Source organism: Pseudonocardia sp. (assembly GCF_050246655.1).
Classification (GTDB): Bacteria; Actinomycetota; Actinomycetes; order Mycobacteriales; family Pseudonocardiaceae; genus Pseudonocardia.
Map to the genome: position 1 here is coordinate 1 of NZ_JBFWVQ010000036.1, position 25,079 is coordinate 25,079.

The following is a 25,079-nucleotide window of genomic DNA, read 5'->3' on the forward strand; positions in this document are numbered from 1 at the left end:
AGGCCCGCGCGGCGGAGGTCGGCAGGCTGCTGGCCACCCGGGCGCGCGAGGCCGGGGTCACGAAGGTCGTGTTCGACCGGGGTGGCTACGAGTACCACGGCCGCGTCGCTGCGCTGGCCGACGCCGCCCGCGAGGGCGGTCTGGAGTTCTAGATGACGACACTGCTCTCGATCCACTCGATTCACTCGATTCACACTGAAGGGAACGTCTGATGCCGGGACGTGCACGGCGTGACGGCGGAGGTCCCGGGGGCGGCAGCGGGGACAACCGCGACCGCCGGGACCGCCGCGACGGGGGCCGTGGCGGGGCGGCCCAGGACAAGACCCCGTACATCGAGCGTCTGGTGACGATCAACCGTGTCGCCAAGGTCGTCAAGGGCGGCCGGCGGTTCAGCTTCACCGCGCTGATGATCGTCGGTGACGGCGACGGCCTGGTGGGCGTCGGCTACGGCAAGGCCAAGGAGGTGCCGGCCGCGATCGCCAAGGGCGTGGAGGAGGCGAAGAAGAACTTCTTCCGCGTCCCGCGCATCGGCGGCACCATCGTGCACCGCGTGCAGGGCGAGGCGGCCGCTGGCGTGGTCATGCTCCGCCCGGCGAGCCCCGGTACCGGCGTCATCGCCGGTGGCCCGGTGCGTGCCGTGCTGGAGTGCGCCGGCATCCACGACGTCCTGTCGAAGTCGCTGGGCAGCGACAACGCGATCAACATCGTGCACGCCACGGTGGCCGCGCTGAAGCAGCTGCAGCGTCCGGAGGAGGTCGCGGCCCGCCGCGGCCTGCCGCTGGAGGACGTGGCTCCTGCCAAGATGCTGCAGGCCCGGGCCGCCGCCGCGGCGGCGTCGAGGGCGTGATCGGCGTGGCTGAATCGACAGGCAAGTTGAAGATCACGCAGGAGCGCAGCTCCATCGGGTGCAAGCTGAACCAGCGCGAGACGCTGCGTGCGCTCGGACTGCGCAAGATCCGCCAGTCGGTGGAGCGGGACGACACCCCGCAGATCCGCGGCATGATCCGGACCGTCCGGCACCTCGTGGCGGTCGAGGAGGTGACCTCCTGATGGCGCCCATCAAGATCCACCACCTGCGCCCGGCCCCCGGGGCAAAGACCGAGAAGACCCGCGTGGGTCGCGGTGAGGGCGGCAAGGGCGGCAAGACCGCCGGTCGCGGTACCAAGGGCACGAAGGCCCGCAAGACGGTCCCGGCCACCTTCGAGGGCGGGCAGATGCCGCTGCACATGCGGCTGCCCAAGCTCAAGGGCTTCCGCAACCGCTTCCGCACCGAGTACCAGGTCGTGAACGTCGGCGACCTGGCGCGGCTGTTCCCGGACGGCGGCGAGGTCGGCCCCGCGGAGCTCGCCGCGGCCGGCGCGGTGCGCCGCAACGAGCTGGTGAAGGTGCTGGGCGACGGTGACCTCGAGGGCGTGGCCCTCACGGTCTCGGCCCACAAGTTCTCCGGCAGCGCCCGCGAGAAGATCGCGGCCGCGGGCGGGAGCACCACCGAGCTGTAGTCGACGGCCGCGCCCGCTCCCCGTGGGCGGGCGCGGTCGGGCGGCTCGTTAGAGTCGGGACCGTTCGGCCCCAGGCCGGCTGCTCCGGCCGCCATGTCAGGAGGATCCACTTGCTCAGCGCCTTCCGGTCGGCCCTGGCCACGCCGGATCTCCGGAAGAAGATCCTCTTCACGCTCGGGATCGTGGCCGTCTACCGTCTCGGCGCAGCCATCCCGTCGCCGGGGGTCTCCTACCCGAACGTGCAGGAGTGCCTGCGCCAGGTCGAGGGTGGCGAGAACTCCAGCGTTTACTCGCTGATCAACCTGTTCTCCGGCGGAGCGCTGCTGCAGCTGTCGATCTTCGCGCTGGGGATCATGCCGTACATCACGGCGAGCATCATCGTCCAGCTGCTCACGGTCGTCATCCCGCGCTTCGAGCAGCTGAAGAAGGAAGGGCAGTCGGGTCAGAGCAAGCTGACCCAGTACACCCGCTACCTCACCATCGCGCTGGCGGTCCTGCAGTCCACGGGCATCGTGGCGCTGGCCGACCGCGGGCAGCTGTTCGGCAACTGCACGCTGCCGATCATCCCGGACTCCAGCGTGTGGTCGCTGTCGATCATCGTCATCGTGATGACCGCGGGCACGGCGGTCATCATGTGGCTGGGCGAGCAGGTCACCGAGCGCGGGATCGGCAACGGCATGTCGCTGCTGATCTTCGCGTCGATCGCGGCCCGCATCCCGGCCGAGGGTGCGAACATCCTGCAGAACTCCAGCCCGCTGGTCTTCGCGGGCGTCTGCGTGTTCGGTCTCGCGATCATCGCGAGCGTCGTGTTCGTCGAGCAGGGCCAGCGCCGGATCCCGGTGCAGTACGCGAAGCGGATGATCGGCCGTCGGATGTACGGCGGCACCTCCACCTACCTCCCGCTGAAGGTCAACCAGGCGGGCGTCATCCCCGTGATCTTCGGTTCGTCGCTGCTCTACCTGCCGGACCTGATCTCACGGCTGGCCGGCGCGACGGGTGGCGGGATGCAGCAGTTCGTGCAGACCTATCTGGTCGATCAGTCCAATCCCGTGCACATCCTGTTGTATATCGCACTGATCATCTTCTTCACCTACTTCTACGTCGGCATCACGTTCAACCCCGAGGAGCGGGCCGACGAGATGAAGAAGTTCGGCGGATTCATCCCGGGCATCCGCCCGGGGCGCCCCACCGCCGAGTACCTGCAGTACGTCCTTTCCCGCATCACGTTGCCCGGATCGCTCTACCTGGGCATCGTCGCGGTGCTGCCGAACTTCTTCCTCGGCATCACCGGCTCGGGCGCCAACCAGAACTTCCCGTTCGGCGGCACCGCGGTGCTGATCATGGTCGGTGTGGGGCTTGACACGGTCAAGCAGATCGAGAGCCAGCTCATGCAGCGTAATTACGAGGGATTCCTGCGCTAACGTCGGTCGTTCCGGCCCTCCGCGACGGTGTGGGCCGCGGTATCCCTTCGGCAACAGGAGGTCGGTCGCGTGCGTCTGGTTCTGGTGGGTCCGCCCGGTGCGGGCAAGGGCACTCAGGCGGAACGGCTCGCCGAGCGGCTCGAGGTCCCGCACATCTCGACGGGTGATCTCTTCCGCGCCAACCTCAAGCAGGAGACGGCGCTGGGCGTCGAGGCAAAGCGCTACATGGACGCGGGAGAGCTCGTTCCGGACGAGGTGACGGTCGGCATGGTCCGGGACCGGCTGGACTCCGGCGACGCCGCCAAGGGCTTCATCCTCGACGGCTTCCCCCGCAACGTCCCCCAGGCGGTCGCGCTCGGCGAGCTGCTGGCGAGCCGGGGCGAGGCGCTCGACGCCGTCGTCGAGCTCCAGGTGCCGGAGGAGCTGCTGGTGCAGCGCCTCCTCGGCCGGGGGCGCGCGGACGACACCGAGGAGGTCATCCGGCGCCGCCAGCAGGTGTACCGCGACGAGACGGCGCCGCTGCTCGCGCACTACCGCGACCAGCTGCTCACCATCGACGCCGTCGGGACGGTCGAGGAGATCACCGGGCGCGTCACGGCGGCATTGGGGCGGTAGCAGGCGGTGCGGGTCATCTCACGTGCGCGAGGGGTCTTCGCCCGGTGGCGCGGGCGCGACATCGAGCTGAAGGCTCCCGCCGAGATCGAGGCGATGCGCGTCGCGGGCGCGCTCGTGGCCCGCACCCTCGCCGCCGTCGTCGAGCAGACCAAGCCGGGCGTGAGCACCGGCGAGCTGGACGAGCTGGCGGAGCAGACGATCCGCGACGGCGGCGGCGTGCCGTCGTTCCTCGGCTACCACGGCTATCCGGCGAGCATCTGCGCATCGGTGAACGAGCAGATCGTGCACGGAATCCCGGCGCGGGAGCGGATCCTCGCCGAGGGCGACCTGATCTCGGTGGACTGCGGGGCGATCGTCGACGGATGGCACGGCGACTCCGCGGTCACCATCGGAGTGGGCACGGTCTCGGAGGCCGACCGTGCGCTCTCCGCCGCCTGCCGCGCAGCCCTGGACGCGGGGAGCGCCGCCGTCCTCGCGGGCGGGCGGCTCACCGACATCTCCCACGCCGTGCAGACGGCGGCGATCGATGCCGGCCGCCGCGACGGCGTCACGTACGGGATCGTCGCGGAGTACGGCGGGCACGGCATCGGCACGTCGATGCACATGGACCCGTTCCTGCCCAACCACGGCGACCCGGGACGCGGTCCGCGGCTGCGGCCCGGCATGGCCCTGGCCGTCGAGCCGATGCTCACGGCGGGCGACCCCGAGGCGCTGGAGCTGGCGGACGGCTGGACGGTCGTGACGGTCGACGGCAGCCGGGCCGTCCACTGGGAGCACACCGTCGCCGTCACCGAGGACGGTCCGCGGGTCCTCACCCTGCCGTAACGGCCAGGAGTGCTGGGCCACCTGCACGGTACGTTCCGGGACTTCCTGCACTAGGTTCCTGCCATGACCGCTGATCCAACTGTCGTCGGCGTGCCCCGGGAATCGGGTGCGGGCGAACGCCGCGTGGCGCTGGTGCCCAAGGTGGTGGAACGCCTCCGGTCGCGGGGCGTCGCCGTCGTCGTGGAGCCCGGCGCGGGCGAGGGCGCGTTGATGCCCGACGCCCTGTACGAGCAGGCCGGCGCGACGATCGGCGACCCGTGGTCGGCGGGCGTGGTGGTGAAGGTGGCCCCGCCCACCGCCGAGGAGATCGCGAACCTGAAGCAGGGCACGGCCTACATCGGGTTCCTGGCCCCGCTGACGTCGCCGGAGACGGTCGCGGCGCTCACGGACGCCGGGATCGTCGCGTTCGCGATGGAGGCGATCCCGCGCATCTCGCGTGCGCAGTCGATGGACGCGCTGTCCTCGCAGGCCAACGTCGCGGGCTACAAGGCCGTGCTGCTCGCCGCCGAGCGCTCGACCCGGTTCTTCCCGATGCTGACCACGGCGGCGGGCACCGTGAAGCCGGCGACGGCGCTGGTGCTCGGCGTGGGCGTCGCGGGCCTGCAGGCGCTCGCGACGGCGAAGCGGCTCGGCGCCCGCACCACCGGCTACGACGTGCGTCCCGAGGTGGCCGACCAGGTGCGCTCGCTGGGCGCGCAGTGGCTGGACCTGGGGATCGAGGCGGCGGGCGAGGGCGGGTACGCGCGCGAGCTGACGGAGTCCGAGCGGGCCGAGCAGCAGAAGCGCCTGGAGGACGCGATCACCGGGTTCGACATCGTCATCACGACGGCGAACGTGCCCGGCCGCAAGGCCCCGACCCTGGTCACGGCGGCCGCGGTCGAGGGCATGAAGCCCGGCAGCGTCGTCGTCGACATGGCGGGGGAGAGCGGCGGCAACTGCGAGCTCACCGTGCCGGGCGAGACGATCGTGCGCCACGACGTGACGATCGCCTCGCCGCTGAACCTGCCCGCGACGATGCCCGAGCATGCGAGCGAGCTGTACGCGCGCAACGTGTCGGCGCTGCTGGAGCTGATGCTCGACGAGAACGGCGCCGTCGCACCGGACTGGGACGACGAGGTGCTGGCGAAGTCCTGCGTGACCCGAGGGGAAGGCTGATGGATCACATGCTGCTTGCCGCTGCGGCGGAGGCGGGGGACTCCTCGGAGCTGCTGTCGAACATCGCGATCCTGGTGCTGGCCGGGTTCGTCGGGTTCGCCGTGATCTCGAAGGTGCCGAACACCCTGCACACGCCGCTGATGTCGGGAACCAACGCCATCCACGGCATCGTGCTGCTCGGCGGCATCATCGTCCTGGGGGAGCTGGAGAACCCGGGCGTGGCCGACGCGATCATCCTGGTGGTCGCGATCGCGTTCGGCATGATCAACGTCGTCGGCGGCTTCCTGGTCACCGACCGGATGCTGGGGATGTTCAAGGGCGGGCCCGCCCGCGGCGCGGGGAAGGGTGGCGAGTCCTGATGGACGTCCTGGTCCCGATCCTCTACATCGTCGCGTTCTCGCTGTTCATCTACGGCCTGATGGGGCTGACCGGCCCGAAGACGGCCGTGCGCGGCAACAAGATCGCCGCGGTCGGTATGACGATCGCGGTGCTGGCGACGCTGCTGCTCGTCACGCACAACTGGTTGCTGATCATCGTCGGCCTCGTCGTCGGGACGCTGCTGGGCGTGCCGTCGGCGCGACAGGTGAAGATGACGGCGATGCCGCAGATGGTGGCGCTGTTCAACGGCGTCGGCGGTGGCGCGGTCGCGTTGATCGCGTGGTCGGAGTTCCGCTCCACGGACGGGTTCGCCGAGGAGGCGCTCTACGTCGTCATCGCGTCGCTGTTCGCCGCGATCGTCGGCTCGGTGTCGTTCTGGGGCTCGCTGATCGCGTTCGGCAAGCTCCAGGAGCTCCTGCCAGGGCGCCCGATCGGGTTGGGCAGGGCGCAGCAGGGGGTCAACGCCCTGCTCCTGGTGGCGGCCGTGGTGTCTGCGGTCCTCTCCTACCGCAGCGGCGCGGAGCTGTGGATCATCGCGCTGCTCCTGCTGGCGGCCCTGCTCGGCGTGCTGGTGGTGCTGCCGATCGGCGGCGCGGACATGCCTGTCGTGATCTCGCTGCTCAACGCTCTCACGGGCCTGTCGGCGGCTGCGGCCGGTCTCGCCCTCGACAACACCGCGATGATCGTCGCGGGCATGATCGTCGGCGCCTCGGGTTCCATCCTCACCAACCAGATGGCCGTGGCGATGAACCGCACGATCCCCGCGATCGTCGCGGGCGGTTTCGGTGGTGGCGGGCTCGTCGCGTCGGACGACGGCGTGGAGCGCACCGTCAAGTCGACGAGCGCGTCGGACGCGGCGATCCAGATGGCCTACGCGTCGCAGGTGATCGTCGTGCCCGGGTACGGCATGGCGGTCGCGCAGGCCCAGCACGCGGTGAAGGACATGGCGAAGCTGCTGGAGGCCAAGGGGGTGGAGGTCAAGTACGCCATCCACCCGGTGGCCGGGCGCATGCCCGGCCACATGAACGTGCTGCTGGCCGAGGCCGACGTGCCCTACGAGCAACTCAAGGAGATGGACGACATCAACGGCGAGTTCGCCCGCACCGACGTCACGCTGGTGATCGGGGCGAACGACGTCACGAACCCGGCGGCGCGCAAGGACTCCAGCAGCCCGATCTACGGGATGCCGATCCTCAACGTGGACGAGTCCCGCTCGGTGATCGTGCTGAAGCGGTCGATGAACTCCGGGTTCGCCGGGATCGACAACCCGCTGTTCTACGCCGACAACACCGCGATGCTGTTCGGGGACGCGAAGAAGTCGGTCGGGGAGGTCACCGAGGAGCTCAAGGCCCTCTAGGACCCGGACCGTGGCAGCAGCCGGCCGGACCGCTCCCGAGGCGGTCCGGCCGCGTCCGGCGACGGGGGCTGTCGGGATGCGGAACTCGGCCTGATGGATTGCCCAACTCGGGCTGATGGATTGCGGAACTCGCGGGTCAGGCGGCGGGAACCGGCGCCTCGGCGACGAGGACCCGGCCGGTCCGTTCGGCCAGCACCGCGTCCACCTGCTCGATCCCGCGCCACACCGCGGTGAGCAGGAAGAGCGCCCGGCCGTCCGGCCCGCCGAGGGCGGTGGCGAAGCAGCTGTCCTCCACCGGGACGCGGTCCAGCACCGTGCCGCCTTCGCGCACCCGGATCGCCGCGTTGTCGACGGGCACACCGTCCGGATCGAAGCCGCCCGCGGCGCCCGTCCAGATCGCGCCCTCGGCGTCCAGGCTGATGCCGTCCGGGGCGAGGCCGTCCGCCCACACCCGCCGGTGGGCGAGGCCGCCGTCCGCCTCGATGTCGAACGCGGTGAGGCACCCGGCGAAGGACTCGGCCACGACCATCGTGCGCCCGTCCGGGGTGAGGACCATCCCGTTGGGGAAGTGCACGTCGCGCGCGACGATCCGGGCGCGCTCGTCCGGGGTGACCAGGGCGATCACGCCGGGCTCGGGGGCGGCCCCGCCGAGGAAGTCGAACCCGAAGCCGTTGACGTAGACGCTGCCGTCCGCGGCCACGGCGATCTCGTTCCAGCCGTGGTCGGCGACCGTGTGCAGGTCGCCGTACGGGCGGACCGTGCCGTCCGGTTCGTGCACGACGAGGCGCTCGCCGCTGACGAGCAGCCGCCCGTCGGGCAGGTGGTCCACCGACCAGCCCAGCCCGGGCGGGCCCTCGGCGACCACCTCGCTGCGCCCGTCGAGGTCGACGGCGATGATCTCGCCCGCGCCCCAGTGGGCGAACCAGAGCCGGCCGTCGTGCCAGCGGGGCGACTCGACGTAGGCCAGGCCGTCGAGCAGGACGCGCGGGTCGTCCATCTCTCTCCTCCTCCTCCGACCGGGTACCGGACCCTACGACGGGGCGGACCTCCTCGCGGACCTACGGGTGGGATCGGGTGCCGGTCAGGGTGAGGAACTCCTGACGGGAGCGGGGATCGTCGCGCAGCTGCCCGAGCAGCGCCGAGGTGATGGTGCGGGCGCCGGTGGCGCGGACCCCGCGCATCGACATGCAGTGGTGCTCGGCCTCGATCACGACGCCGACGCCGCGCGGGGCGAGGTGCTCGTCGAGCCAGTCCGCGACCTGGCGGGTGAGGCGTTCCTGGACCTGCAGGTCGCGGGCGAACAGCTCGAGCACCCGGGCGAGCTTGGAGAGCCCCAGGATCCGCTCGCCCGGCAGATAGCCGATGTGCGCGACGCCGGAGAACGGCAGCAGGTGGTGCTCGCACAGCGACTGGACGGGCAGGTGGGTGGCCAGGACGAGCTCGTCGTAGCCCTCGTCGTTGGGGAAGGTGGTCAGGTCGAACTGCCGGGCGGTGAGCAGCTCGAGGTAGGAGTCCACGACGCGGCGCGGGGTGTCGGCCAGGTGCGGCGACTCCGGGTCCCGGCCCAGCGCGCGGAGCAGGTCGGCGACCGCCTCACGGGCCGCTGCGACGTCGATGCCGGTGCGGTCGCGGACGATGCGCAACCGCAGCGGGGAGTCGACCTGCCGTGCGGGCCGGATCACGAGCGGGACCCCGGCGCGAGCCGGTGAGGGGCGGGACGCGCCGCCGGAAGGGCGGCGGCCGGGTCGGGCGCCATCGGGGCCTCCTTCGGGAACCGACGATGGCTAGGAGTAGATCCCCTGCGGCGGCATATTGTCAATCAGAATTGTTTTTAGAGAGCAGTACGCAGCACCGGTCGGGGTTCGGCGCCGGCCGGGCGGTGAGGCCGGTGGGCGCGAGCGCGTCCAGGAGGCCGGCGAGCAGCTGCAGGTTCATCCCGCAGACGAGCTCGGTGTGCGCGTGGGCGAGGGCGTGGAACGGGCAGTTGGTCAGCATGATGTCGCCGTCCTCGACGACGGGGGCGAAGCCGCTCTCCTCCAGCGTCGTGATGAGCTCGGTGCCGGCCGCGCCGAGCTCGCGACCGCCGCGATAGGCCCGCTCGTCCAGAACGGCGCGCGGAGACGACCCGGAGCGCTCGGCCTCGACGACCGCGTCCGCGAGCAGCCGGGCGGCGAGCTCGTAGCGGCGCTCGGGCACGGACACCGCCACCTGGCAGCCGGACCGCCGGTAGAGCTTGCTCGGCCGGCCAGCACCCGGGCCCGACCGGCCCGTACGCCGCCCGAACTCGACGCCGAGCAGGCCCTCGTCGACGAGCCGGTCCAGGTGGAACGCCGCGGTGGTCCGCGCCAGCCCCAGTGCGCCGGCGGCCTCGTCGCGGCTCACCGCCTCGTGCTGCCGCACGACGTGGTCGTAGAGACGGCGGCGGGTCGGTTCGGCGAGCGCAGCGATGGCATCGAGTTGCGCTGCGCGTTCGGGGTTCACGCCATCACTCTAGAACCAATGTGCGTTGGAGATAACGTCGTCGCTCACTCGGGGCCGTGCCAGGCGGGCAGTGCGAGGGCCGAGTTCATCCGGCGCAGCTCGTCGCGGTGCAGCGCCGCCAGTGCGGTCAGGACGCGCTCGCCGCGCGCGGTGGGGACGATGCGGACGGCGCGCGCGTCCTCGGGATGGTCCGCGCGGTCGACGAGTCCCTGGGTCTGCGCCCGGTTGACGAGCTCCACGACGCTGTGGTGGCGCAGCTGCAGCCGCTCGGCCAGCTCGCGCACCGTCGCCCACTCCCGCTCGGGGAAGCCCTTGAGGGCGAGCAGGAGCTGGTACTGCTGCGGCGTGACGCCGTGGCGGCGCACCGTCTCCTCGCTGAAGCGCAGGTAGCGACGGATCGCGAAGCGGAACCGGGCCAGGGCTTCGAAGTCCTGCTTGGTCAGCGGGGCCTGGTCTGCTCGACCGTCCTGCGTCACCGCGTCATGACACCACATCGGCCCGCCTTTCCGTGCCCGCACTTTCATATCGTGTTACGATATTTCATCCTCGGTGCGACGGTCCTCCCCGTGGCGGAGGGAGCGAGATGATCACAATCGTGGCGATCGCGGTGATCGGGGTGCTGGCGGCGGTCCTGCTCCTCCTCGGCACCAGCGTCCGCGTGGTGCGTCAGTACGAACGTGGGGTGGTCCTGCGCTTCGGCCGGGTCCGGCCGCACGCCCTGGGGCCGGGGCTCGCCGTGCTCGCGCCGATCGCGGACCGGCTCTACAAGGTCAACATGCAGATCGTCACGATGCCGGTGCCCGCCCAGGAGGGGATCACGCGCGACAACGTCACCGTCCGCGTCGACGCGGTCGTCTACTACCGCGTCATCGACCCGGTGAAGGCCGTCATCGACGTGCAGAACTACGAGTCGGCCATCGGGCAGGTCGCGCAGGCGTCGCTGCGCTCGATCATCGGCAAGAGCGAGTTGGACGACCTGCTGTCCAACCGGGAACGGCTCAACCAGGGACTGGAGCTGATGATCGACAACCCGGCGCTGGAATGGGGCGTCCAGATCGACCGCGTCGAGATCAAGGACGTCGCGCTGCCCGAGTCGATGAAGCGGTCCATGTCGCGGCAGGCCGAGGCGGAGCGCGAGCGGCGGTCCCGGGTGATCACCGCTGACGGCGAGCTGCAGGCTTCCCAGACCCTCGCCCGCGCCGCCCGGGCCATGGCCGAGCAGCCTGCGGCGCTGCAGCTGCGCCTGCTGCAGACCGTCGTCGAGGTGGCGGCGGAGCGCAACTCCACGCTCGTGCTTCCGTTCCCCGTCGAGCTGCTCCGCTTCCTCGAACGTGCCACACCGGGGGAGACGGGTGGTGGGTCCGGTGCCCAGGCGGCGGGCGGGCAGGAGCCGGTCCGCGAGCCGGGGGCGTCCGACGGGGTCGGGCCGGCCGACCGTGCCGATGCCGGGGCCGATGCCGGCTATCGGAGTGTGAGCGCTCCGGGCAGTCCGTCGAACCACTCCAGCACCGCGCGCTCGTAGCGGCGGCCGAAGTCGAGCACCGCGCGCGCGTACGGGTCCGCGCCGGGATCCGCAGCGTCGTACCCCGCGAGCCGCTCGGCGTGCGCAGCCCGCTGCCCGGCCAGGACCTCCGCGAGGCGCTCCGGCGGGAGGTGGCGGCCGAAGAGCACGGTGAGCAGCAGCGGGAACCGGATCGTCTCCGCGCCCGGACCGCGCTCCAGCCACGCGGCGAACGCCGCGCGCCCGTGCGCGGTCAGCGTGTATGGGCGGGCGTCGCGCCGCCCGCGCGGGCCCGCCTCCAGCAGCCCGGCGGCGGTCATCGCGGAGAGCTCGCGGTAGACCTGGCTGCGGGTGAGCGACCAGAACGGGCCGATCGCCGTCTCCGCGGTCGACACCAGCTCCCAGCCCGTCATCGGACCGCCGTGCAGCAGCCCCAGGAGGGACGCGGCGGTCGGGTTGAGGGCGTCGGTCGCGGTCGTCACCTGTCTATCTTGACATGTCGAAGTGGAAGGTGGAAGGTGGGTGCAGGCGACCAGGGGGAAGGTGCGCGATGAACCAGCCGGTCCGTCCCGAGGACGTTCGTATCGGGGACAGCGACCGTGAGGCCGTGGCCGGCCGGCTCGGCCGGGCACAGGCGGAGGGGCGGCTCGACCTCGCCGAGTACGACGCGCGCCTGCAGGCGGCGTACGCCGCGCGCACGGCCGGGGAGCTCGCCCGCGTCACCGCGGACCTGCCAGCCGAGCGCGGCCCGCAGGCCGTGCAACCTGCGCGGCCGGGAAAGGCGGAGCGCAGACGCACCGCCCAGCGGGCCGCCGTCGCCTCGTGGGCGTCGGTCAGCACGGTCACCCTCCTCATCTGGGCCGTCACCTGCATCGCCAGCGCCTCCTGGATCTACCCGTGGTGGATCTGGGTGGCCGGGCCGTGGGGCGCGGTGCTGCTGGCCGGGTGGATCGGCGGGCGCGTCGCAGGCGTGGGCCCCGACCGGCGCTGACGGCTCACGCCGCCCCCGTGCGGACGGGGGCGCCGGTCTCGCTCTCGGTGTCGAGCGGGTGCGCGATCTCGTCCGCGGGCAGCCGCCAGATGAGGATCGCGGCCACGCCGAGGAACACGGGCACCACACCGGCCAGCACGAACGTCGGGCCCAGCCCGATCGCCTCGCCCACCGGGCCCGCCGCGGCCATCGACACCGGTAGCAGCGCCAGCGACACGAAGAAGTCCAGGCTCGACACGCGACCCATGAGGTGCGGTGGCACGCGCCGCTGCAGCAGCGTCCCCCAGATCACGATCGCGGCGCCGCCCGTCGCGCCGGCCACGAAGGCGGCCACCGCCATGAGCCACAGCCGTTCGGTGTAGCCGATGACGGCGATGGGCGTGATGCCCACCGCCCAGAGCAGGATCATCCACGTGAGGTAGCGGCGCGGGAGCTGCATCGACGACACCGCGAGCGACCCGAGCGCCCCGCCCACGCCGAACGCGCCCAGCACGAGCGCGTACCCGCCGGCGCCTGCGCCCGTCTGGTCGCGCACCGCGAAGGGCAGCAGCACCTCGATCGGTCCCATGAGCACCAGCACGTACAGCGATGCGAACGCCAACGTCGCGAACAGCCAGCCGGTGCGGAACATGTACGCGAAGCCCTCGCGCAGGTCGCCCAGCACCGACCGGGCGACCTCCGGAGCGGGCACGGGCGGAGTGCGGATCAGGGCGACGAGCACGAGTGCGACGAGGTAGAACCCGCCGGCCGCGGCGAGCGCCGCGCCCGGGACGAAGGCGCCGACGACGGCACCCGCGACGGCGGGGCCCAGAGCGTTCTGTGTCGCCGGCCGCAGCGCGCCCTCCACACCGTTCGCGGCGAGCAGCTCGTCCCGGGGCAGCAGTGTGGGCAGCAGCGCCGTGTAGGCGGGGAAGAAGAACGCCTCGGCGGCCCCGACCAGGAAGGTGATCGCCGCGAGCTGCCAGATCTGCAGCTCGCCCAGGAGCGCAAGGCAGCCCGCCCCGAGCGCCGTCACCACGCGGACGCACTCCACCACGACGAGCAGCGCCCGCCGCGACAACCGGTCCGCCGCCACGCCGCCGACCAGGATCGCGCCGAGCATCCCGACGCTCGTCGCCGTGGCGACCACCGACAGCTCCGACGGCGTCCCGCCCATCGCGACGACCTGCCACACCACCGCGACGATCCACATCCCGCTCGCGAACAGCGACAGCGCCATCGAGCCGATGAGCAGCCGATAGTCGCGATGTCGGAAGGGGCGCAACGCCCGTGGGAGGCGGGTCACGCGCGACATGTGACCACCTCGAGGCGGGTTCAGGTCAAGCGTGTTTCCGGCGGGTTCGCCGCCGTCGCAGGCCTCGTCGAGGCCTAGGGTGGCCGCGTGCGCGATCTCGCCCCGCTGCTCGACGTGGCCCTCGACGAGGCCCGGGCCGGCCTCGCCGCCGGCGGTATCCCGATCGGCGCCGCCCTGTTCCGCGCCGACGGCACGCTGCTCGGGCGCGGTCACAACCGCCGCGTCCAGGACGGGGACCCGTCCATGCACGCCGAGACGTCCGCGTTCCGCGCGGCCGGACGCCAGCGCGACTACCGCACCACGATCATGGTGACGACCCTGTCACCCTGCTGGTACTGCTCCGGGCTGGTGCGCCAGTTCGGCATCGGCGCGGTCGTCATCGGCGAGGCGCGCACGTTCCACGGTGGGCACGACTGGCTCGCCGAGCACGGCGTCGCCGTCACGCTGCTCGACGACGAGCGGTGCGTCGCGCTCATGACGGACTTCGTGCGGGAGCACCCCGCGCTGTGGAACGAGGACATCGGCGAGCCGAGCTGACGGCCGGGCTCTGCCGGGCTCTGCCGCCCGGGAGGGCCGGCTCCCGGGGGCGTGTCGATCCCGGCGGTTCGGGCCTGCGGGGTGCGGCGTGGCTCGGCGGGTCGGGGCGTCGCGGGTCACGGCGCGTCGCGGGGTCGGGGCGCTGCGGGTCCGGGGCGCGTCGCGGGCGGTGCCTCGCAGCGGCTTGGTGCGCCTCGCAGAGACTGAGTGCGCGTCGCAGAGGCTGCAGCGTCTGCGAGGGGTGTGCAGGCTCTGCGAGGCGGGCCGGGGGCGTCTGCGAGGGGTGTGCAGGCTCTGCGAGGTGGATCCGCGACCGCCGCGGCGGGATTCTGCCGCGCCGTCGGCGGTGACCCGGCGGATCGGAGACCGAACCGCCGGGTCACCGACCGGCCTCGGGGCTAGCTCATGTCGCCGGGAGGGGTGTCGGTGCCGGGCAGGCCCATGTCGCCGGGAGGGGTGTCGGTGCCCGGGTCGCTCATCGGGTCGTGGCCCGGGTCGCCCATGGGGTCGCTCATCGGGTCGTGGCCCGGGTCGCCCATCGGATCATGGCCCGGGTCGCCCATGGGGCTGGTCTCGTGGCCAGGGTCCGGCTGGTACTCGCCCGGGTCCGGCGCCGGCGCCTCGCCGGAGCCCTCGTATTCGACCGGTGCGGGACCCGGGTCGTCGGACGCCGCGGCGAGCGGATCGCCGACGTCGCAGGTCGCCGCCGGGATGCCGTCGCCGTCCACCAGCACCTCGGTACCGGCGGGCAGGTCGGCCTCGTGCGGGGCGTAGCCGCCGTCCTCGTAGGTGAAGCGGGTGAACGCGGCGTCGCCGTCGAGAGCCACCGGGCTCAGCGTGACGAGGTACCCGCCCGCCTCCTCGGGGGCGATCCCCCGCACGCCCGCCCATGCGGCGGCCCGCTCCGGGTCCTCGGTCAGGGCCGTCGCCAGCGCGGCGACGTCGCAGGCCTGCTCGGGGCTCTCGCCGCCGGAGTCGGTGACACCGGAGGCGTCGGACACGAGGTGCAGGCCGCCGGTCGACGCGGCGGGCCCGCCGGCGAGGCCGAACGCGGCGAAGGCGGCCGTCGCCGCGAGCGCGAGCGTGAGGCCGGGTACGCGGCGGGCGGTGGGCGCGGCGGGGCCGCGGCCGGTGAGGGTCGTGCGGGTCGGCCTGGGGGTCATGGCTGTGGGCTCCTCGGGAGGCTCGGTCCGCCTCTGGAGGCGGCCCACCCAGCGTCGCGATCCCCGCCGCGCGTCACGATGGTGCGCGCACCCGCGCGGCCACCGGCGTCCCCCCGAACCTGCCGCGGGTCCACCCCGGGTGCGGGCCCCACCCCATGTGCGGGGGCCCGTGCAACCGACGTACACTGGTACTTCGCGCGCGCCCGATGGCGCCGGTTCCGTCGTGCCCTCCAGCACTTCGCGGTCCGGGGAGTGCTGTGTCCACCACAGTGCCGTAGGTCTGTCAGGCGTGTCGAACCGACAGAAGCACGCACACCGTCTGCAGGAACGCGGAGGACATGGCCAAGAAGGACGGGGCGATCGAGGTTGAGGGCCGGGTCGTCGAACCCCTGCCCAACGCGATGTTCCGCGTGGAACTGGAGAACGGACACCGGGTCCTCGCGCACATCAGCGGCAAGATGCGGCAGCACTACATCCGGATCCTCCCCGAGGACCGGGTCGTGGTGGAGCTGTCGCCGTACGACCTCACCCGCGGCCGCATCGTCTACCGCTACAAGTAAGAGAGAACAGGGACGTGAAGGTCAAGCCGAGCGTCAAGCCGATCTGCGACAAGTGCAAGGTGATCCGCCGCCACGGGCGGGTCATGGTGATCTGCGAGAACCTGCGCCACAAGCAGCGCCAGGGCTGATCACCCGCACCTCGTCGGCGGCGCGCGTTCCCCGTGGACGTGACGACCGCGGGCAGAGCGGCAGCACCACCAGAGCAACATCCAGAGCAACACCGAGGACCCCGACGCACCTCCCGCGCCACACGGGCGCGGGTCACCTCCGGAGCCAGGCCGGAGCCCGGGAACGAGTCACCCCGGGGCGGGCGTCGGCCAGACCTGGTGAGGACACGACAGGAGAACACGCCTACATGGCACGACTCGTCGGCGTCGACCTCCCCCGCGACAAGCGGATGGAGATCGCGCTCACCTACATCTACGGGGTCGGACGCACCCGCTCCCTGGAGATCCTGAAGGCCACCGGCATCGACCGGGACATGCGCTCGAAGGACCTGACCGAGGACCAGCTCGCCGCCCTGCGCGAGTACATCGAGGCCAACCTCCAGGTCGAGGGCGACCTGCGCCGCGAGGTGCAGGCCGACATCCGCCGCAAGATCGAGATCGGCTGCTACCAGGGGATCCGGCACCGCCGGGGCCTGCCGGTGCGCGGCCAGCGGACCAAGACCAACGCCCGCAGCCGCAAGGGTCCGAAGAAGACCGTCGCCGGCAAGAAGAAGGCAGGTAAGAAGTAATGCCGCCCCGCAGCCGTCAGCAGGCCGGGCCGAAGAAGGTCCGCCGCAAGGAGAAGAAGAACGTCGCGCACGGCCACGCGCACATCAAGAGCACCTTCAACAACACCATCGTGTCCATCACGGACCCGACCGGTGCGGTGATCGCGTGGGCGTCGGCCGGGCAGGTGGGCTTCAAGGGTTCCCGCAAGTCCACGCCCTACGCCGCGCAGATGTGCGCCGAGAGCTGCGCCCGCAAGGCCGCCGAGCACGGCATGAAGAAGGTCGACGTGTTCGTCAAGGGCCCGGGCTCCGGCCGCGAGACGGCGATCCGCTCGCTGCAGGCCGCGGGCCTGGAGGTCGGCACGATCTCCGACGTCACGCCGCAGCCGCACAACGGGTGCCGCCCGCCCAAGCGGCGCCGGGTCTGAGGGGGTAGAGAACATGGCTCGCTACACCGGACCCATGACCCGCAAGTCCCGCCGGCTGAAGGTCGACCTCGTCGGCGGCGACCAGGCGTTCGAGCGCCGTCCCTACCCGCCCGGCCAGCACGGCCGGATCCGGATCAAGGAGACCGAATACCTCCTGCAGATGCAGGAGAAGCAGAAGGCCCGATTCGCGTACGGCGTGCTGGAGAAGCAGTTCCGCCGCTACTACGAGGAGGCCAACCGGCGCCAGGGCAAGACCGGCGACAACCTGCTGCAGATCCTCGAGTCGCGCCTGGACAACGTCGTCTACCGGGCGGGGCTGGCCCGCACCCGGCGGATGGCCCGCCAGCTCGTCAGCCACGGGCACTTCCTGGTCAACGGGCAGAAGGTCGACATCCCGAGCTACCGCGTGTCGCAGTACGACGTCATCGACGTGCGGCCCAAGTCGCTGTCCACCGACCCGTTCATCATCGCCAAGGAGCTGCTGGGCGACCGGCCGATCCCGGCGTGGCTGCAGGTCGTCCCGTCGAACCTGCGCATCCTGGTCCACCAGCTGCCCGAGCGTGCGCAGATCGACACGCAGGTCACCGAGCAGCTGATCGTCGAGCTCTACTCGAAGTAACCGTCGCGAGGGCTCGCGAGCAGTTCCCGGAGTGCTCCGGCACCCCGGTCCCCCCGCTCTGCAGTGGGGCGGGGGGCTCACTGCGGCATCAAATAGTGGTTGCCGCGGCACCCGAAGGAGTCACGTTCCATGCTGATCTCTCAGCGACCCACCCTGACCGAGGACCCGGTCGTCGACACCCGTTCCCGGTTCGTCATCGAGCCGCTGGAGCCGGGCTTCGGCTACACCCTCGGCAACTCCCTGCGCCGCACCCTGCTCTCGTCCATCCCGGGCGCGGCCGTCACCAGCATCCGCATCGACGGCGTGCTGCACGAGTTCACCACCGTGCCGGGGGTCAAGGAGGACGTCACCGACATCATCCTCAACCTCAAGGAGCTCGTCGTGAGCTCCGAGGAGGACGAGCCGGTGACGATGTACCTGCGCAAGCAGGGCCCCGGCCCGGTCACGGCGGGCGACATCGTGCCGCCAGCCGGCGTCACCGTGCACAACCCGGACCTGCACATCGCCACGCTCAACGACAAGGGCCGCCTCGAGGTGGAGCTCGTCGTCGAGCGGGGCCGTGGCTACGTCCCGGCCATGCAGAACAAGGCCACCGGCGCCGAGATCGGCCGCATCCCGGTGGACTCGATCTACTCGCCGGTGCTCAAGGTCACCTACAAGGTCGAGGCCACGCGTGTCGAGCAGCGCACGGACTTCGACAAGCTCGTGCTGGACGTCGAGACCAAGCCCTCGATCACCCCGCGCGACGCGCTGGCCTCGGCCGGCAAGACGCTCGTCGAGCTGTTCGGCCTCGCCCGCGAGCTGAACGTCGACGCGGAGGGCATCGAGATCGGCCCGTCGCCGCAGGAGGCCGACACGATCGCCGCCTTCGCGATGCCGATCGAGGAGCTGGACCTCACCGTCCGCTCCTACAACTGCCTCAAGCGCGAGGGCATCCACACCGTGGGCGAGCTGGTGGGCCGCAGCGAGGCCGACCTGCTCGACATCCGCAACTTCGGCGCCAAGTCGATCGACGAGGTCAAGATGAAGCTCGTCGGCCTCGGCCTCGCGCTGAAGGACAGCCCGCCCGGATTCGACCCGTCGTCCGCGGCCGTCGACTTCGGTACCGACGGCGGCTTCGACCCCGACCGCTTCGGGGACGACGGCCAGGACTACGCAGAAACGGAGCAGTTGTAGCGATGCCTCAGCCCACCAAGGGGCCCCGCCTCGGCGGCTCGCCCGCGCACCAGCGGCTGATCCTGGCCAACCTGGCGACGGCGCTGTTCGAGCACGGACGGATCACGACGACCGAGGCCAAGGCCCGGCGCCTGCGTCCGTACGCCGAGCGCCTGATCACCAAGGCCAAGAAGGGCGACCTGCACAACCGGCGCGAGATCATGAAGGTGATCCGCGACAAGTCGATCGTGCACAAGCTGGTCGTCGAGATCGGGCCGTTCTTCGCCGACCGCAACGGCGGCTACACCCGCATCACCAAGACGCTGCCGCGCAAGGGCGACAACGCCCCCATGGCCGTGATCGAGCTGGTGTCGCAGAAGACCGTGACGAGCGAGGCGGAGCGCGCCCGCAGGGTCGCCGCGTCGCAGTCGTCCGCCGCCGCGGCTCCGGCAGCGGAGTCCGCGCCGGCGGCGGAGGACACCGCCGCCACGACGGAGCCCGCCGTCGAGACCGCGTCGGAGTCCACCGAGCCCGCCACGGACGCCGCCGACGCCGCCACCGACGCCGCCACCGCGGTCGCGGTCGAGGAGAGCGCCTCCACGGCCGACGCCCCCTACGGCGAGGGCAGCCACGCCCCGCTGGAGGACCCGGCGGAGGTCCCGGAGGGCTTCCCGGTGAAGGGCAACGAGGACTCGAAGCTCTACCACACGCCCGAATCCCCGCACTACGACCGCACCGTCGCCGAGGTGTGGTTCGCCTCGCCGGAGGCTGCGGAGGCCGCCGGGTTCTCGGCGCCGAAGGGGCAGCAGAACGATTCCGCAGACTCCGCCGAGGACGAGTCCTGATCCCAGCGCACGATCCGCACGAGCCCGCCGTCGCCGCCGACGGCGGGCTCGTGCGTCTGCGGCTGGACCTCGCCTACGACGGCACGGACTTCTCCGGATGGGCCGCGCAGCCCGGGCGGCGCACGGTGCAGGGCGTGCTCACCGAGGCGCTCTCGACGGTGCTGCGCACACCGGTGGCCGTGACGGTCGCGGGGCGCACGGACGCGGGGGTGCACGCGAGCGGTCAGGTGGCCCATCTCGATGTGCCGGTCGCGGTGTGGGGCGGCCTCGGGTCGCCAGGGCCCGCCAACGAGCGGCGCGTTCGTCCAACTCAGTTGGACGAACGCGCCGCTCGTTGCGTGGGAGGTGTGGGGTCCGTGGATGCTGCGGGGTCCGAGGCCGGGGAGTGGCTGGTGCGCAGGCTCGCCCGGCTCCTCCCCGAGGACGTCCGGGTGCGTGCGGTCGCCGTCGTGCCGGACGCGTTCGACGCCCGGTTCAGCGCGCTGCGCCGCCGTTACCGGTACCGGCTCGCCACCGGGCCGTCGGGCGCCGATCCGCTGCGGGCCCGCGACACCGTCGCCTGGCCGTACACGATCGACACGGTGGACGTCGCACGCATGCAGGCGGCGTCGCGGGAGCTGCTCGGCGAGCACGACTTCGCCGCCTTCTGCCGCCACCGCGAGGGCGCCACCACGGTCCGCGAGCTGCAGCGCTTCGACTGGACGCAGGCGGGTGAGCTGCTCGTCGCCGAGCTCGGTGCCGACGCGTTCTGCCACTCGATGGTGCGCAGCCTCGTCGGGGCGCTCCTCGACGTCGGCCGCGGCCGCCGCCCGGACGGCTGGCCCGCCGCCCTGCTCGCCCGCACGGCCCGCGCGAGCGAGGTGCCCGTCGCCCCGGCGAAGGGGCTCACGCTCGTCGGCGTCGACTACCCGCCCGTCGACGAGCTCGCCGCTCGCGCCGCCGTCACCCGCCGCGTCCGGGGCGAGCTGCGCCAAACCGCCCCGCGAAGGTGATCACGGCCGTTAACGTCGCCGCGTGACCGGACCCGTTCGTGGCCTGCGGGCCCCCGCCACCCGCGACCAGGTGGACGCCCACCGCTTCGGCCTGCGGCGCCTGGAGTCGGCGCTGGTCCGCGGCGACGCCGTGCCGCTGCACGAGCCGCTGCGCACCCAACGGCGTGCCGCGGCGGGCGGGATCCTCCTCGCGGCCCTCGCCGTCGCGGTCTCCGCGGCCGTCGCCCTCGTCGCGCCGCGCCCGGACTGGAGCAGGCAGGCCGTCGTCGTCGGACGGGAGTCGGGCGCGATGTACGTGGTGGCGCGCGGTCCGGACCGGCTCGTGCCGGTCGCCAACCTCGTCGCCGCACGCCTGGTGCTCGGGGCGTTGCAGCGCGGGGGCTCGGCCGGCGGGGAGGCCGCCACGGCCGTCCCCGTCGTGGTGCCGGACGAGGCGCTGGCCGCCGCACCCCGCACCGCGGCCGCCGGGGTGGCCGGGGCCGAGTCCGTGCGGCTCGACGCCGCTCCCCTCCCGTCGCGGTGGGCGGTGTGCGACGAGGTCGAGGCCGGAACCGGCGGGCGTGTGCGGCTGACCGGCACCACCGTCGTGGCCGGTGCGCCGCCGCTCGCCGAACCCGCAGGCGAGGGCGTGCTGCTCCGCGGGCCGGACCGTGCGGTCTGGCTGGTCGCGGGCGGCGTCCGGCACGAGATCGACGTGCGCGACGGCCTGGTGCTCGCGACGCTCGGCCTCACGGGCGCGGTCGCGCGGCCTGCCTCCGCGGCGCTGCTCTCGGCGCTGCCGGTCGGCGTGCGCCTGAGCAGGCCCGCGATCCCCGGCGCGGGGCGGCCCGGTCCCGCCGGGCGCACCGTCGGGGACGTCGTCGCCGTCCGCGCCGCCGGGGGCGCACCGCGTGCGTTCGTCGTGCTCCCCGACGGGCTGCAGCCGGTCTCGCCCGCGCTCGCGGCGTTGCTGGCCGGGCGGGCACCGCGGGAGGTGGACGCCGTCGCGGTGGCGGGGGTCCCGGTCGTGGAACGGCTCGACGTCCGCGGCTGGCCCGACGCGGCACCCCGGCTGGCCGATCTCGTCGCGGCGCCCGTCGCCTGCTGGACGTGGTCGGGGGAGGAGCGCCCGCAGGGCCGGGTGCTGCTCGGCAGGGCCGTCCCCGCACCGCCGGAGGCCCGGACGGTCGACCTGGCTCAGGCGGACGGCGCCGGGCCGTTGCTCGACGCCGTCGTCCTCGGCGGTGGTGGCGGGCCCGTGCGGTCGGTGGCGGCGGCCGGCCCGCTGGACTCGGGCGGGCTCGCGCTCGTGTCCGAGACCGGGGTCGTCCACGGCCTTGCCGACGCCGACACCGCCCGGGCGCTCGGGATCGACGCCGCGTCCCCGGCGCCGCGGGAGGCGCTGGACCTGCTGCCGGCCGGGCCGCGGCTGGACGTGCGGCAGGCCGGAGCGCTGGTCGACGTACCCGTTCCGGCGGGGGGCTGACGCTCCGTCCGTGCGTGACGGCGATCCCGGGCCGACGGGGCTCCGCGGCAGGCGGTGAGGCGCGCGCTCAGGAACGGTCGGGACGCCGGCGCAGCGCCGCGACCCCGGAGCACGCGGCTGCGGCCAGAGCGGCGACGGCGAGCAGCTCCACGGGCGGATCCGGCTCGGCGGGAGCGCCCACCGGCTCCGTCCCGGCGAGCACGGCGGAGCGCGGGCCCGCCGGTGCGTCGGGCCGCAGGCGGGCGGGGACGGCCGTCAGCGCGGCGAGCGGGTCGACGACGCCGTGACCGACCAGCGGGTCGCGACCACCGGCGGGACGCCGCGCGGTGGCGAGGACCCGGTCGACGACCTCGGCGGCCGTCAGCTCGGGGAACCGCTCCCGCACGAGGGCGACGAGCCCGGCGACCCAGGGTGTGGCGAAGCTCGTGCCGTCCAGGCCGCCGCGCAGCCCACCGCCCGCGGCGAGTGAGCGCAGGCCGGTACCGGGAGCGGCGACGTCGACCCACGGACCGGGCACGGTGAACGCCGCGGGCGCGCCGTCGGGCCCGCTCGCGCCGACGGTCAGGACGTCCTCGGCGAACCAGCCGGGGAGGGCGATCTCACCGGCCGGGGCGCCGCCGGTGCAGCCACCGACGCCGAGGTTGCCCGCAGCGGCGACCACGACGACGTCGCGTCGCGTCGCCGCCCGCAGCGCCGCGCGGAGGTGGGCGCCGTCCCGCTCGGCCCGTTCGGCGGTGAGGCACGCGGCCTCGGAGAGGTTGACGACGGTCGCCCCGGCGTCGACGGCGAGCGTGACGGCGCGGGCGAGCGAGTCGACGTCGCCCGCCGGACGGCCGTCCGCGCCGGTGCCGGTCTGGCGGATCGTGATCAGCCGGGCTCCGGGGGCCATCCCGACGAGGTCGTCAGCGCGGCCCGGCGCGGCGGCGAGGAGCCCGGCGACGGCCGTGCCGTGACCGTCGCAGTCGGCGCGGCCGTCGCTCCTGCCCTGGGCGGTGGCGATCAGGTCGCCCGCCCCGCGCAGCCGGGTGCCGAGCCGGGGATGCGGCGCCACCCCGGTGTCGACGACCGCGATCGTCTGGCCGGCACCGGTGGCGAGCCGGTGCACGGCGTCGAGGTGCAGCAGTCGGGCTGCGTCCGTGGTGGCGGCGACGGCGTCCGCCGGCGGGGGCCGGCAACCGGCGGGCAGCGCCGTGCGGTTCGCTGCCGCGAACGGGGCCGGCTGCGGCGCGGACGGTTCCGCGGAGCCGGCGCCCGCCACGACGGCGTGTGCGATCGTGAACGCCGTGTGCGGCGGCCCCGGCTGTACCCCCAGGGGCACGGCGGGGCAGGTCAGGAGCGTCCCCGCCGCCGCGAGCGCGGCGGGCCAGCGCCTGCGGCGGGGGGTCACCGGGCGCGGACCACGGTGTCCGTGACCGCGGCCCTCCGGCGGGCCCTGCGGGCCGTCACAGCGCCCGGACCAGCGCGTAGACGTCCATCACCGCCAGCGCCAGTGGCACGGACGCGGCGAGGAGCGTGCTCTCCAGGAGGTCGACGGCCCGGCGCATCCCAGGACCCCCGACCGGCTCCTCCCGGCCGGTCAGGACGACCGCAGCCGTCGCCGCGGTGGTGAGGACGGCGGCGACGAGCAGCCGGACCACCGTCCCGCCGTCGACGGCGAGGACGGTCGCGACGCCCACGGCCCCCGCGAGCGCGGCGACGAGGCACGCCCGGGCCGACACGACGTCGGCGAACCCGCGAACCCGCAGGCCCACGACCGCCAGGACGACCAGCGCCGTGACGGGCCCGGACCAGCCGGGCGCGGCCGCGATCGGGACGGCGGCCCCGGCGGCCACCGCCGCGCACGCACCGGCGAGACCGGCGAGGAAGCCCCGGGCGAGATCGGTGCGATCGGCGAGCTCGGGGGCGGACAGCCGGTCCAGGCGGTCCTCGGTGACGAGCTCCGCGGCATCCGTCGCCACGGTGGGCCGGGGCAGGCCGGCGAGCCGCAGCGCGGCCCGTGGCAGCGCGGGGCCCGCGGCCAGCGCGAGCGCGGCCGCACCCGCGGCGAGCGCGGCGGGCCCCACCTCGAACCACAGGCGCACCACCGCGAGCCCGGCCAGCGCCGCCGCCGTCGCCACCGCCCCGACCAGCACCGGAGCCACCACCCGGACGAGGACCTGCCCGACCGCCGCGACCGTGCCCACGGCGGCGGCCGCGACCAGGAGCTGCCCGGCGCCGGGCGGGCCGGGCACCGCGATCCAGCCTGCTGCCGCGGCGAACGGCACCGCGCACGTCGCGGCTGCTGCGGCGGCGAATCCGGCGCGTTCGCCCGCACCGTCGTCGCCCGCGGGTCCGGGCAGGCCGGCGGAGGCCGCACCGTGCGCGAGGGCGGGGTCGTGCCCGTTGCGGCCCCGCACGGCGCCGGCACCGGGGGGCGGACCGCCGTCGCGTTCCACCGGCCGCCCGGCCGGGTCCGTGCCGGAGGCGGCCCGCCGTGCCCGCGCGTCGGCGACCCTGGCGGCGGCCGATGCGGCCGCCAGGCACGCCACCACCGCACCGACCGCCGGCAGGAGCGCCAGCAGCACCGATGTCCCCTCGGCATCCCGCGCCGCGAGGCACAGCAGGGTCGCAGCCAGCACGGACGCCGCCAGCGCCGCGGCGGCCCGCACCCGCGGCCCCGCCGCGCCGCCGGATCCGGCGCGGGCGGCGACGGCCTCGACCGGGTCGTCGACCACCGGCGCCGCCGGTGCCGGGACGTGCGGGCCCAGCCGCAGCAGCTCGCCGTCCGGCACGCCGAGCGCGTCCAGGGTCGTCGACGGCGGGAGCGGGGCGCCGGTGACCCGGCTGAACCGCCATCCGGCCGGGCCGTGCGGCGTGCCGAGGAGCTCGCGCACCATCGGCACGAGCTCGGCCAGCGGGAGGTCCGCGGGCAGCGCGACGTCCACGCGGTGGCGCGGGGTGATCAGGGTGACCCGGCAGAACGCCCGCCGGTCGAGGGCCGCACGCATCGTTCGCTCCTGGGAGGTGGATCTCGCCATTCGGCCCCGGCGGGGCGCGTCGGCTGCCTACTCTCGCCGCCGCGACCCGCTCCGTGGGCCGCTTTG

General features: G+C 73.6%; 30 protein-coding genes and 1 pseudogene. 22 read left to right on the forward strand and 9 right to left on the reverse strand.

Translation table 11 applies throughout. The annotated features are described in order from the left end of the window. The 10 genes from AB7J25_RS13850 to AB7J25_RS13895 all read left to right on the forward strand — a co-directional run. Positions 1-152, forward strand: a 152-nt coding sequence (locus AB7J25_RS13850; RefSeq protein WP_428509005.1) for a 50S ribosomal protein L18, incomplete at its 5' end; no start/stop codon positions are given. A gap of 59 nt (positions 153-211) precedes the next feature. After that, the gene (gene rpsE, locus AB7J25_RS13855; RefSeq protein WP_428508905.1) at positions 212-847 is read left to right on the forward strand and encodes a 30S ribosomal protein S5; all 636 of its coding nucleotides are present in this window, start codon (positions 212-214) and stop codon (positions 845-847) included. 5 nt (positions 848-852) lie between these two features. Then, a complete protein-coding gene (gene rpmD, locus AB7J25_RS13860) occupies positions 853-1,050 on the forward strand; it encodes a 50S ribosomal protein L30 (protein WP_428508907.1) in 198 nt (65 codons plus the stop codon). Continuing rightward, positions 1,050-1,499, forward strand: a complete 450-nt coding sequence (gene rplO / locus AB7J25_RS13865) for a 50S ribosomal protein L15 (protein WP_428508909.1) — start codon at positions 1,050-1,052, stop codon at positions 1,497-1,499. Before rpmD ends, rplO begins: the two co-directional genes overlap by 1 nt. Before the next feature lie 110 nt (positions 1,500-1,609). Then, the gene (secY, locus tag AB7J25_RS13870; protein ID WP_428508911.1) at positions 1,610-2,920 is read left to right on the forward strand and encodes a preprotein translocase subunit SecY; all 1,311 of its coding nucleotides are present in this window, start codon (positions 1,610-1,612) and stop codon (positions 2,918-2,920) included. Between the two features lie 69 nt (positions 2,921-2,989). After that, on the forward strand, positions 2,990-3,535 hold the full coding sequence (locus AB7J25_RS13875) for an adenylate kinase (RefSeq protein ID WP_428508913.1): 546 nt from the start codon (positions 2,990-2,992) through the stop codon (positions 3,533-3,535). A gap of 6 nt (positions 3,536-3,541) precedes the next feature. Then, entirely contained in the window at positions 3,542-4,360 is an 819-nt protein-coding gene (gene map, locus AB7J25_RS13880; protein ID WP_428508915.1) for a type I methionyl aminopeptidase, read from the forward strand. Positions 4,361-4,423: 63 nt separating this feature from the next. Continuing rightward, entirely contained in the window at positions 4,424-5,515 is a 1,092-nt protein-coding gene (locus AB7J25_RS13885; protein ID WP_428508917.1) for a Re/Si-specific NAD(P)(+) transhydrogenase subunit alpha, read from the forward strand. Next, the gene (locus tag AB7J25_RS13890) at positions 5,515-5,874 is read left to right on the forward strand and encodes an NAD(P) transhydrogenase subunit alpha (protein ID WP_428508919.1); all 360 of its coding nucleotides are present in this window, start codon (positions 5,515-5,517) and stop codon (positions 5,872-5,874) included. Before AB7J25_RS13885 ends, AB7J25_RS13890 begins: the two co-directional genes overlap by 1 nt. Continuing rightward, the gene (locus tag AB7J25_RS13895) at positions 5,874-7,250 is read left to right on the forward strand and encodes an NAD(P)(+) transhydrogenase (Re/Si-specific) subunit beta (RefSeq protein ID WP_428508921.1); all 1,377 of its coding nucleotides are present in this window, start codon (positions 5,874-5,876) and stop codon (positions 7,248-7,250) included. Before AB7J25_RS13890 ends, AB7J25_RS13895 begins: the two co-directional genes overlap by 1 nt. 136 nt (positions 7,251-7,386) lie before the next feature. Here AB7J25_RS13895 and AB7J25_RS13900 read toward each other — a convergent pair whose 3' ends face one another. The 4 genes from AB7J25_RS13900 to AB7J25_RS13915 form a co-directional block, all read right to left on the reverse strand. Beyond that, positions 7,387-8,247 (reverse strand): SMP-30/gluconolactonase/LRE family protein, encoded by an 861-nt coding sequence (locus AB7J25_RS13900; protein WP_428508923.1) that lies wholly within the window; start codon positions 8,245-8,247, stop codon positions 7,387-7,389. 61 nt (positions 8,248-8,308) lie between these two features. Beyond that, a complete protein-coding gene (folE, locus tag AB7J25_RS13905) occupies positions 8,309-8,899 on the reverse strand; it encodes a GTP cyclohydrolase I FolE (RefSeq protein WP_428509007.1) in 591 nt (196 codons plus the stop codon). Positions 8,900-9,065: 166 nt separating this feature from the next. Continuing rightward, positions 9,066-9,731 carry a helix-turn-helix transcriptional regulator gene (locus AB7J25_RS13910; RefSeq protein WP_428508925.1) on the reverse strand — a complete coding sequence of 222 codons (666 nt, stop codon included), beginning with the start codon at positions 9,729-9,731 and terminating at the stop codon, positions 9,066-9,068. A 44-nt stretch (positions 9,732-9,775) separates the two neighbouring features. Next, a complete protein-coding gene (locus AB7J25_RS13915) occupies positions 9,776-10,207 on the reverse strand; it encodes a MarR family winged helix-turn-helix transcriptional regulator (RefSeq protein ID WP_428508927.1) in 432 nt (143 codons plus the stop codon). A gap of 107 nt (positions 10,208-10,314) precedes the next feature. On the opposite strand from AB7J25_RS13915, the gene AB7J25_RS13920 reads away from it, so the two are divergent. Continuing rightward, positions 10,315-11,253 (forward strand): slipin family protein, encoded by a 939-nt coding sequence (locus AB7J25_RS13920; RefSeq protein ID WP_428508929.1) that lies wholly within the window; start codon positions 10,315-10,317, stop codon positions 11,251-11,253. Here the strand turns inward: AB7J25_RS13920 and AB7J25_RS13925 are convergent. Then, positions 11,193-11,714 (reverse strand): PadR family transcriptional regulator, encoded by a 522-nt coding sequence (locus tag AB7J25_RS13925; protein ID WP_428508931.1) that lies wholly within the window; start codon positions 11,712-11,714, stop codon positions 11,193-11,195. The genes AB7J25_RS13920 and AB7J25_RS13925 overlap by 61 nt on opposite strands. A 68-nt stretch (positions 11,715-11,782) precedes the next feature. On the opposite strand from AB7J25_RS13925, the gene AB7J25_RS13930 reads away from it, so the two are divergent. Continuing rightward, entirely contained in the window at positions 11,783-12,223 is a 441-nt protein-coding gene (locus AB7J25_RS13930) for a DUF1707 SHOCT-like domain-containing protein (RefSeq protein ID WP_428508933.1), read from the forward strand. Between the two features lie 4 nt (positions 12,224-12,227). Here the strand turns inward: AB7J25_RS13930 and AB7J25_RS13935 are convergent, their stop codons facing one another. Next, on the reverse strand, positions 12,228-13,517 hold the full coding sequence (locus tag AB7J25_RS13935; protein WP_428508935.1) for an MFS transporter: 1,290 nt from the start codon (positions 13,515-13,517) through the stop codon (positions 12,228-12,230). A gap of 87 nt (positions 13,518-13,604) precedes the next feature. Between AB7J25_RS13935 and AB7J25_RS13940 the strand changes: the two genes are divergently transcribed. Next, the gene (locus AB7J25_RS13940; protein WP_428508937.1) at positions 13,605-14,054 is read left to right on the forward strand and encodes a nucleoside deaminase; all 450 of its coding nucleotides are present in this window, start codon (positions 13,605-13,607) and stop codon (positions 14,052-14,054) included. Positions 14,055-14,452: 398 nt separating this feature from the next. Here the strand turns inward: AB7J25_RS13940 and AB7J25_RS13945 are convergent, their stop codons facing one another. Beyond that, on the reverse strand, positions 14,453-15,217 hold the full coding sequence (locus AB7J25_RS13945) for a DUF6777 domain-containing protein (protein WP_428508939.1): 765 nt from the start codon (positions 15,215-15,217) through the stop codon (positions 14,453-14,455). 338 nt (positions 15,218-15,555) lie between these two features. On the opposite strand from AB7J25_RS13945, the gene infA reads away from it, so the two are divergent. The 9 genes and pseudogenes from infA to eccB all read left to right on the forward strand — a co-directional run bounded on the left by infA (position 15,556) and on the right by eccB (position 21,996). Then, positions 15,556-15,777 carry a translation initiation factor IF-1 gene (gene infA, locus AB7J25_RS13950; RefSeq protein ID WP_028929190.1) on the forward strand — a complete coding sequence of 74 codons (222 nt, stop codon included), beginning with the start codon at positions 15,556-15,558 and terminating at the stop codon, positions 15,775-15,777. Positions 15,778-15,791: 14 nt separating this feature from the next. Beyond that, positions 15,792-15,905: a 50S ribosomal protein L36 gene (gene rpmJ, locus AB7J25_RS13955; RefSeq protein WP_015883600.1), complete on the forward strand. Its 114-nt coding sequence runs from the start codon at positions 15,792-15,794 to the stop codon at positions 15,903-15,905. A 227-nt stretch (positions 15,906-16,132) separates the two neighbouring features. Beyond that, positions 16,133-16,513, forward strand: coding sequence for a 30S ribosomal protein S13 (rpsM, locus tag AB7J25_RS13960; protein ID WP_428508942.1), 381 nt, complete (start codon positions 16,133-16,135; stop codon positions 16,511-16,513). Further along, complete coding sequence (gene rpsK / locus AB7J25_RS13965) at positions 16,513-16,920, forward strand: 30S ribosomal protein S11 (protein ID WP_428508944.1); 408 nt, start codon at positions 16,513-16,515, stop codon at positions 16,918-16,920. The genes rpsM and rpsK overlap by 1 nt, the downstream gene beginning before the upstream one ends. 13 nt (positions 16,921-16,933) lie before the next feature. After that, the gene (rpsD, locus tag AB7J25_RS13970) at positions 16,934-17,539 is read left to right on the forward strand and encodes a 30S ribosomal protein S4 (protein ID WP_428508946.1); all 606 of its coding nucleotides are present in this window, start codon (positions 16,934-16,936) and stop codon (positions 17,537-17,539) included. Between the two features lie 129 nt (positions 17,540-17,668). Further along, on the forward strand, positions 17,669-18,715 hold the full coding sequence (locus tag AB7J25_RS13975; RefSeq protein WP_428508948.1) for a DNA-directed RNA polymerase subunit alpha: 1,047 nt from the start codon (positions 17,669-17,671) through the stop codon (positions 18,713-18,715). A gap of 2 nt (positions 18,716-18,717) precedes the next feature. After that, a pseudogene (rplQ, locus tag AB7J25_RS13980) lies at positions 18,718-19,257 on the forward strand (50S ribosomal protein L17); the annotation flags it as partial. A 338-nt stretch (positions 19,258-19,595) separates the two neighbouring features. After that, the gene (truA, locus tag AB7J25_RS13985; protein WP_428509009.1) at positions 19,596-20,531 is read left to right on the forward strand and encodes a tRNA pseudouridine(38-40) synthase TruA; all 936 of its coding nucleotides are present in this window, start codon (positions 19,596-19,598) and stop codon (positions 20,529-20,531) included. A 22-nt stretch (positions 20,532-20,553) separates the two neighbouring features. Continuing rightward, positions 20,554-21,996, forward strand: a complete 1,443-nt coding sequence (eccB, locus tag AB7J25_RS13990) for a type VII secretion protein EccB (protein WP_428508950.1) — start codon at positions 20,554-20,556, stop codon at positions 21,994-21,996. 67 nt (positions 21,997-22,063) lie between these two features. On the opposite strand, the gene mycP is transcribed toward eccB, so the two are convergent. Then, positions 22,064-23,383, reverse strand: a complete 1,320-nt coding sequence (mycP, locus tag AB7J25_RS13995; RefSeq protein WP_428508952.1) for a type VII secretion-associated serine protease mycosin — start codon at positions 23,381-23,383, stop codon at positions 22,064-22,066. A 55-nt stretch (positions 23,384-23,438) separates the two neighbouring features. Beyond that, on the reverse strand, positions 23,439-24,983 hold the full coding sequence (locus tag AB7J25_RS14000; RefSeq protein WP_428508954.1) for an EsaB/YukD family protein: 1,545 nt from the start codon (positions 24,981-24,983) through the stop codon (positions 23,439-23,441). Positions 24,984-25,079: the final 96 nt, after the last annotated feature.

Bases quoted from the DNA above. Each gene is read 5' to 3' on its own strand.
- rpsE (WP_428508905.1), top strand. From the start codon at position 212: ATGCCGGGACGTGCACGGCGTGACGGCGGAGGTCCCGGGGGCGGCAGC.
- rplO (WP_428508909.1), top strand. From the start codon at position 1,050: ATGGCGCCCATCAAGATCCACCACCTGCGCCCGGCCCCCGGGGCAAAG.
- AB7J25_RS13885 (WP_428508917.1), top strand. From the start codon at position 4,424: ATGACCGCTGATCCAACTGTCGTCGGCGTGCCCCGGGAATCGGGTGCG.
- AB7J25_RS13890 (WP_428508919.1), top strand. From the start codon at position 5,515: ATGGATCACATGCTGCTTGCCGCTGCGGCGGAGGCGGGGGACTCCTCG.
- AB7J25_RS13895 (WP_428508921.1), top strand. From the start codon at position 5,874: ATGGACGTCCTGGTCCCGATCCTCTACATCGTCGCGTTCTCGCTGTTC.
- AB7J25_RS13900 (WP_428508923.1), bottom strand. From the start codon at position 8,247: ATGGACGACCCGCGCGTCCTGCTCGACGGCCTGGCCTACGTCGAGTCG.
- AB7J25_RS13920 (WP_428508929.1), top strand. From the start codon at position 10,315: ATGATCACAATCGTGGCGATCGCGGTGATCGGGGTGCTGGCGGCGGTC.
- AB7J25_RS13930 (WP_428508933.1), top strand. From the start codon at position 11,783: ATGAACCAGCCGGTCCGTCCCGAGGACGTTCGTATCGGGGACAGCGAC.
- AB7J25_RS13935 (WP_428508935.1), bottom strand. From the start codon at position 13,517: ATGTCGCGCGTGACCCGCCTCCCACGGGCGTTGCGCCCCTTCCGACAT.
- AB7J25_RS13945 (WP_428508939.1), bottom strand. From the start codon at position 15,217: ATGACCCCCAGGCCGACCCGCACGACCCTCACCGGCCGCGGCCCCGCC.
- infA (WP_028929190.1), top strand. From the start codon at position 15,556: ATGGCCAAGAAGGACGGGGCGATCGAGGTTGAGGGCCGGGTCGTCGAA.
- rpsM (WP_428508942.1), top strand. From the start codon at position 16,133: ATGGCACGACTCGTCGGCGTCGACCTCCCCCGCGACAAGCGGATGGAG.
- rpsK (WP_428508944.1), top strand. From the start codon at position 16,513: ATGCCGCCCCGCAGCCGTCAGCAGGCCGGGCCGAAGAAGGTCCGCCGC.
- rpsD (WP_428508946.1), top strand. From the start codon at position 16,934: ATGGCTCGCTACACCGGACCCATGACCCGCAAGTCCCGCCGGCTGAAG.
- AB7J25_RS13975 (WP_428508948.1), top strand. From the start codon at position 17,669: ATGCTGATCTCTCAGCGACCCACCCTGACCGAGGACCCGGTCGTCGAC.
- AB7J25_RS14000 (WP_428508954.1), bottom strand. From the start codon at position 24,983: ATGCGTGCGGCCCTCGACCGGCGGGCGTTCTGCCGGGTCACCCTGATC.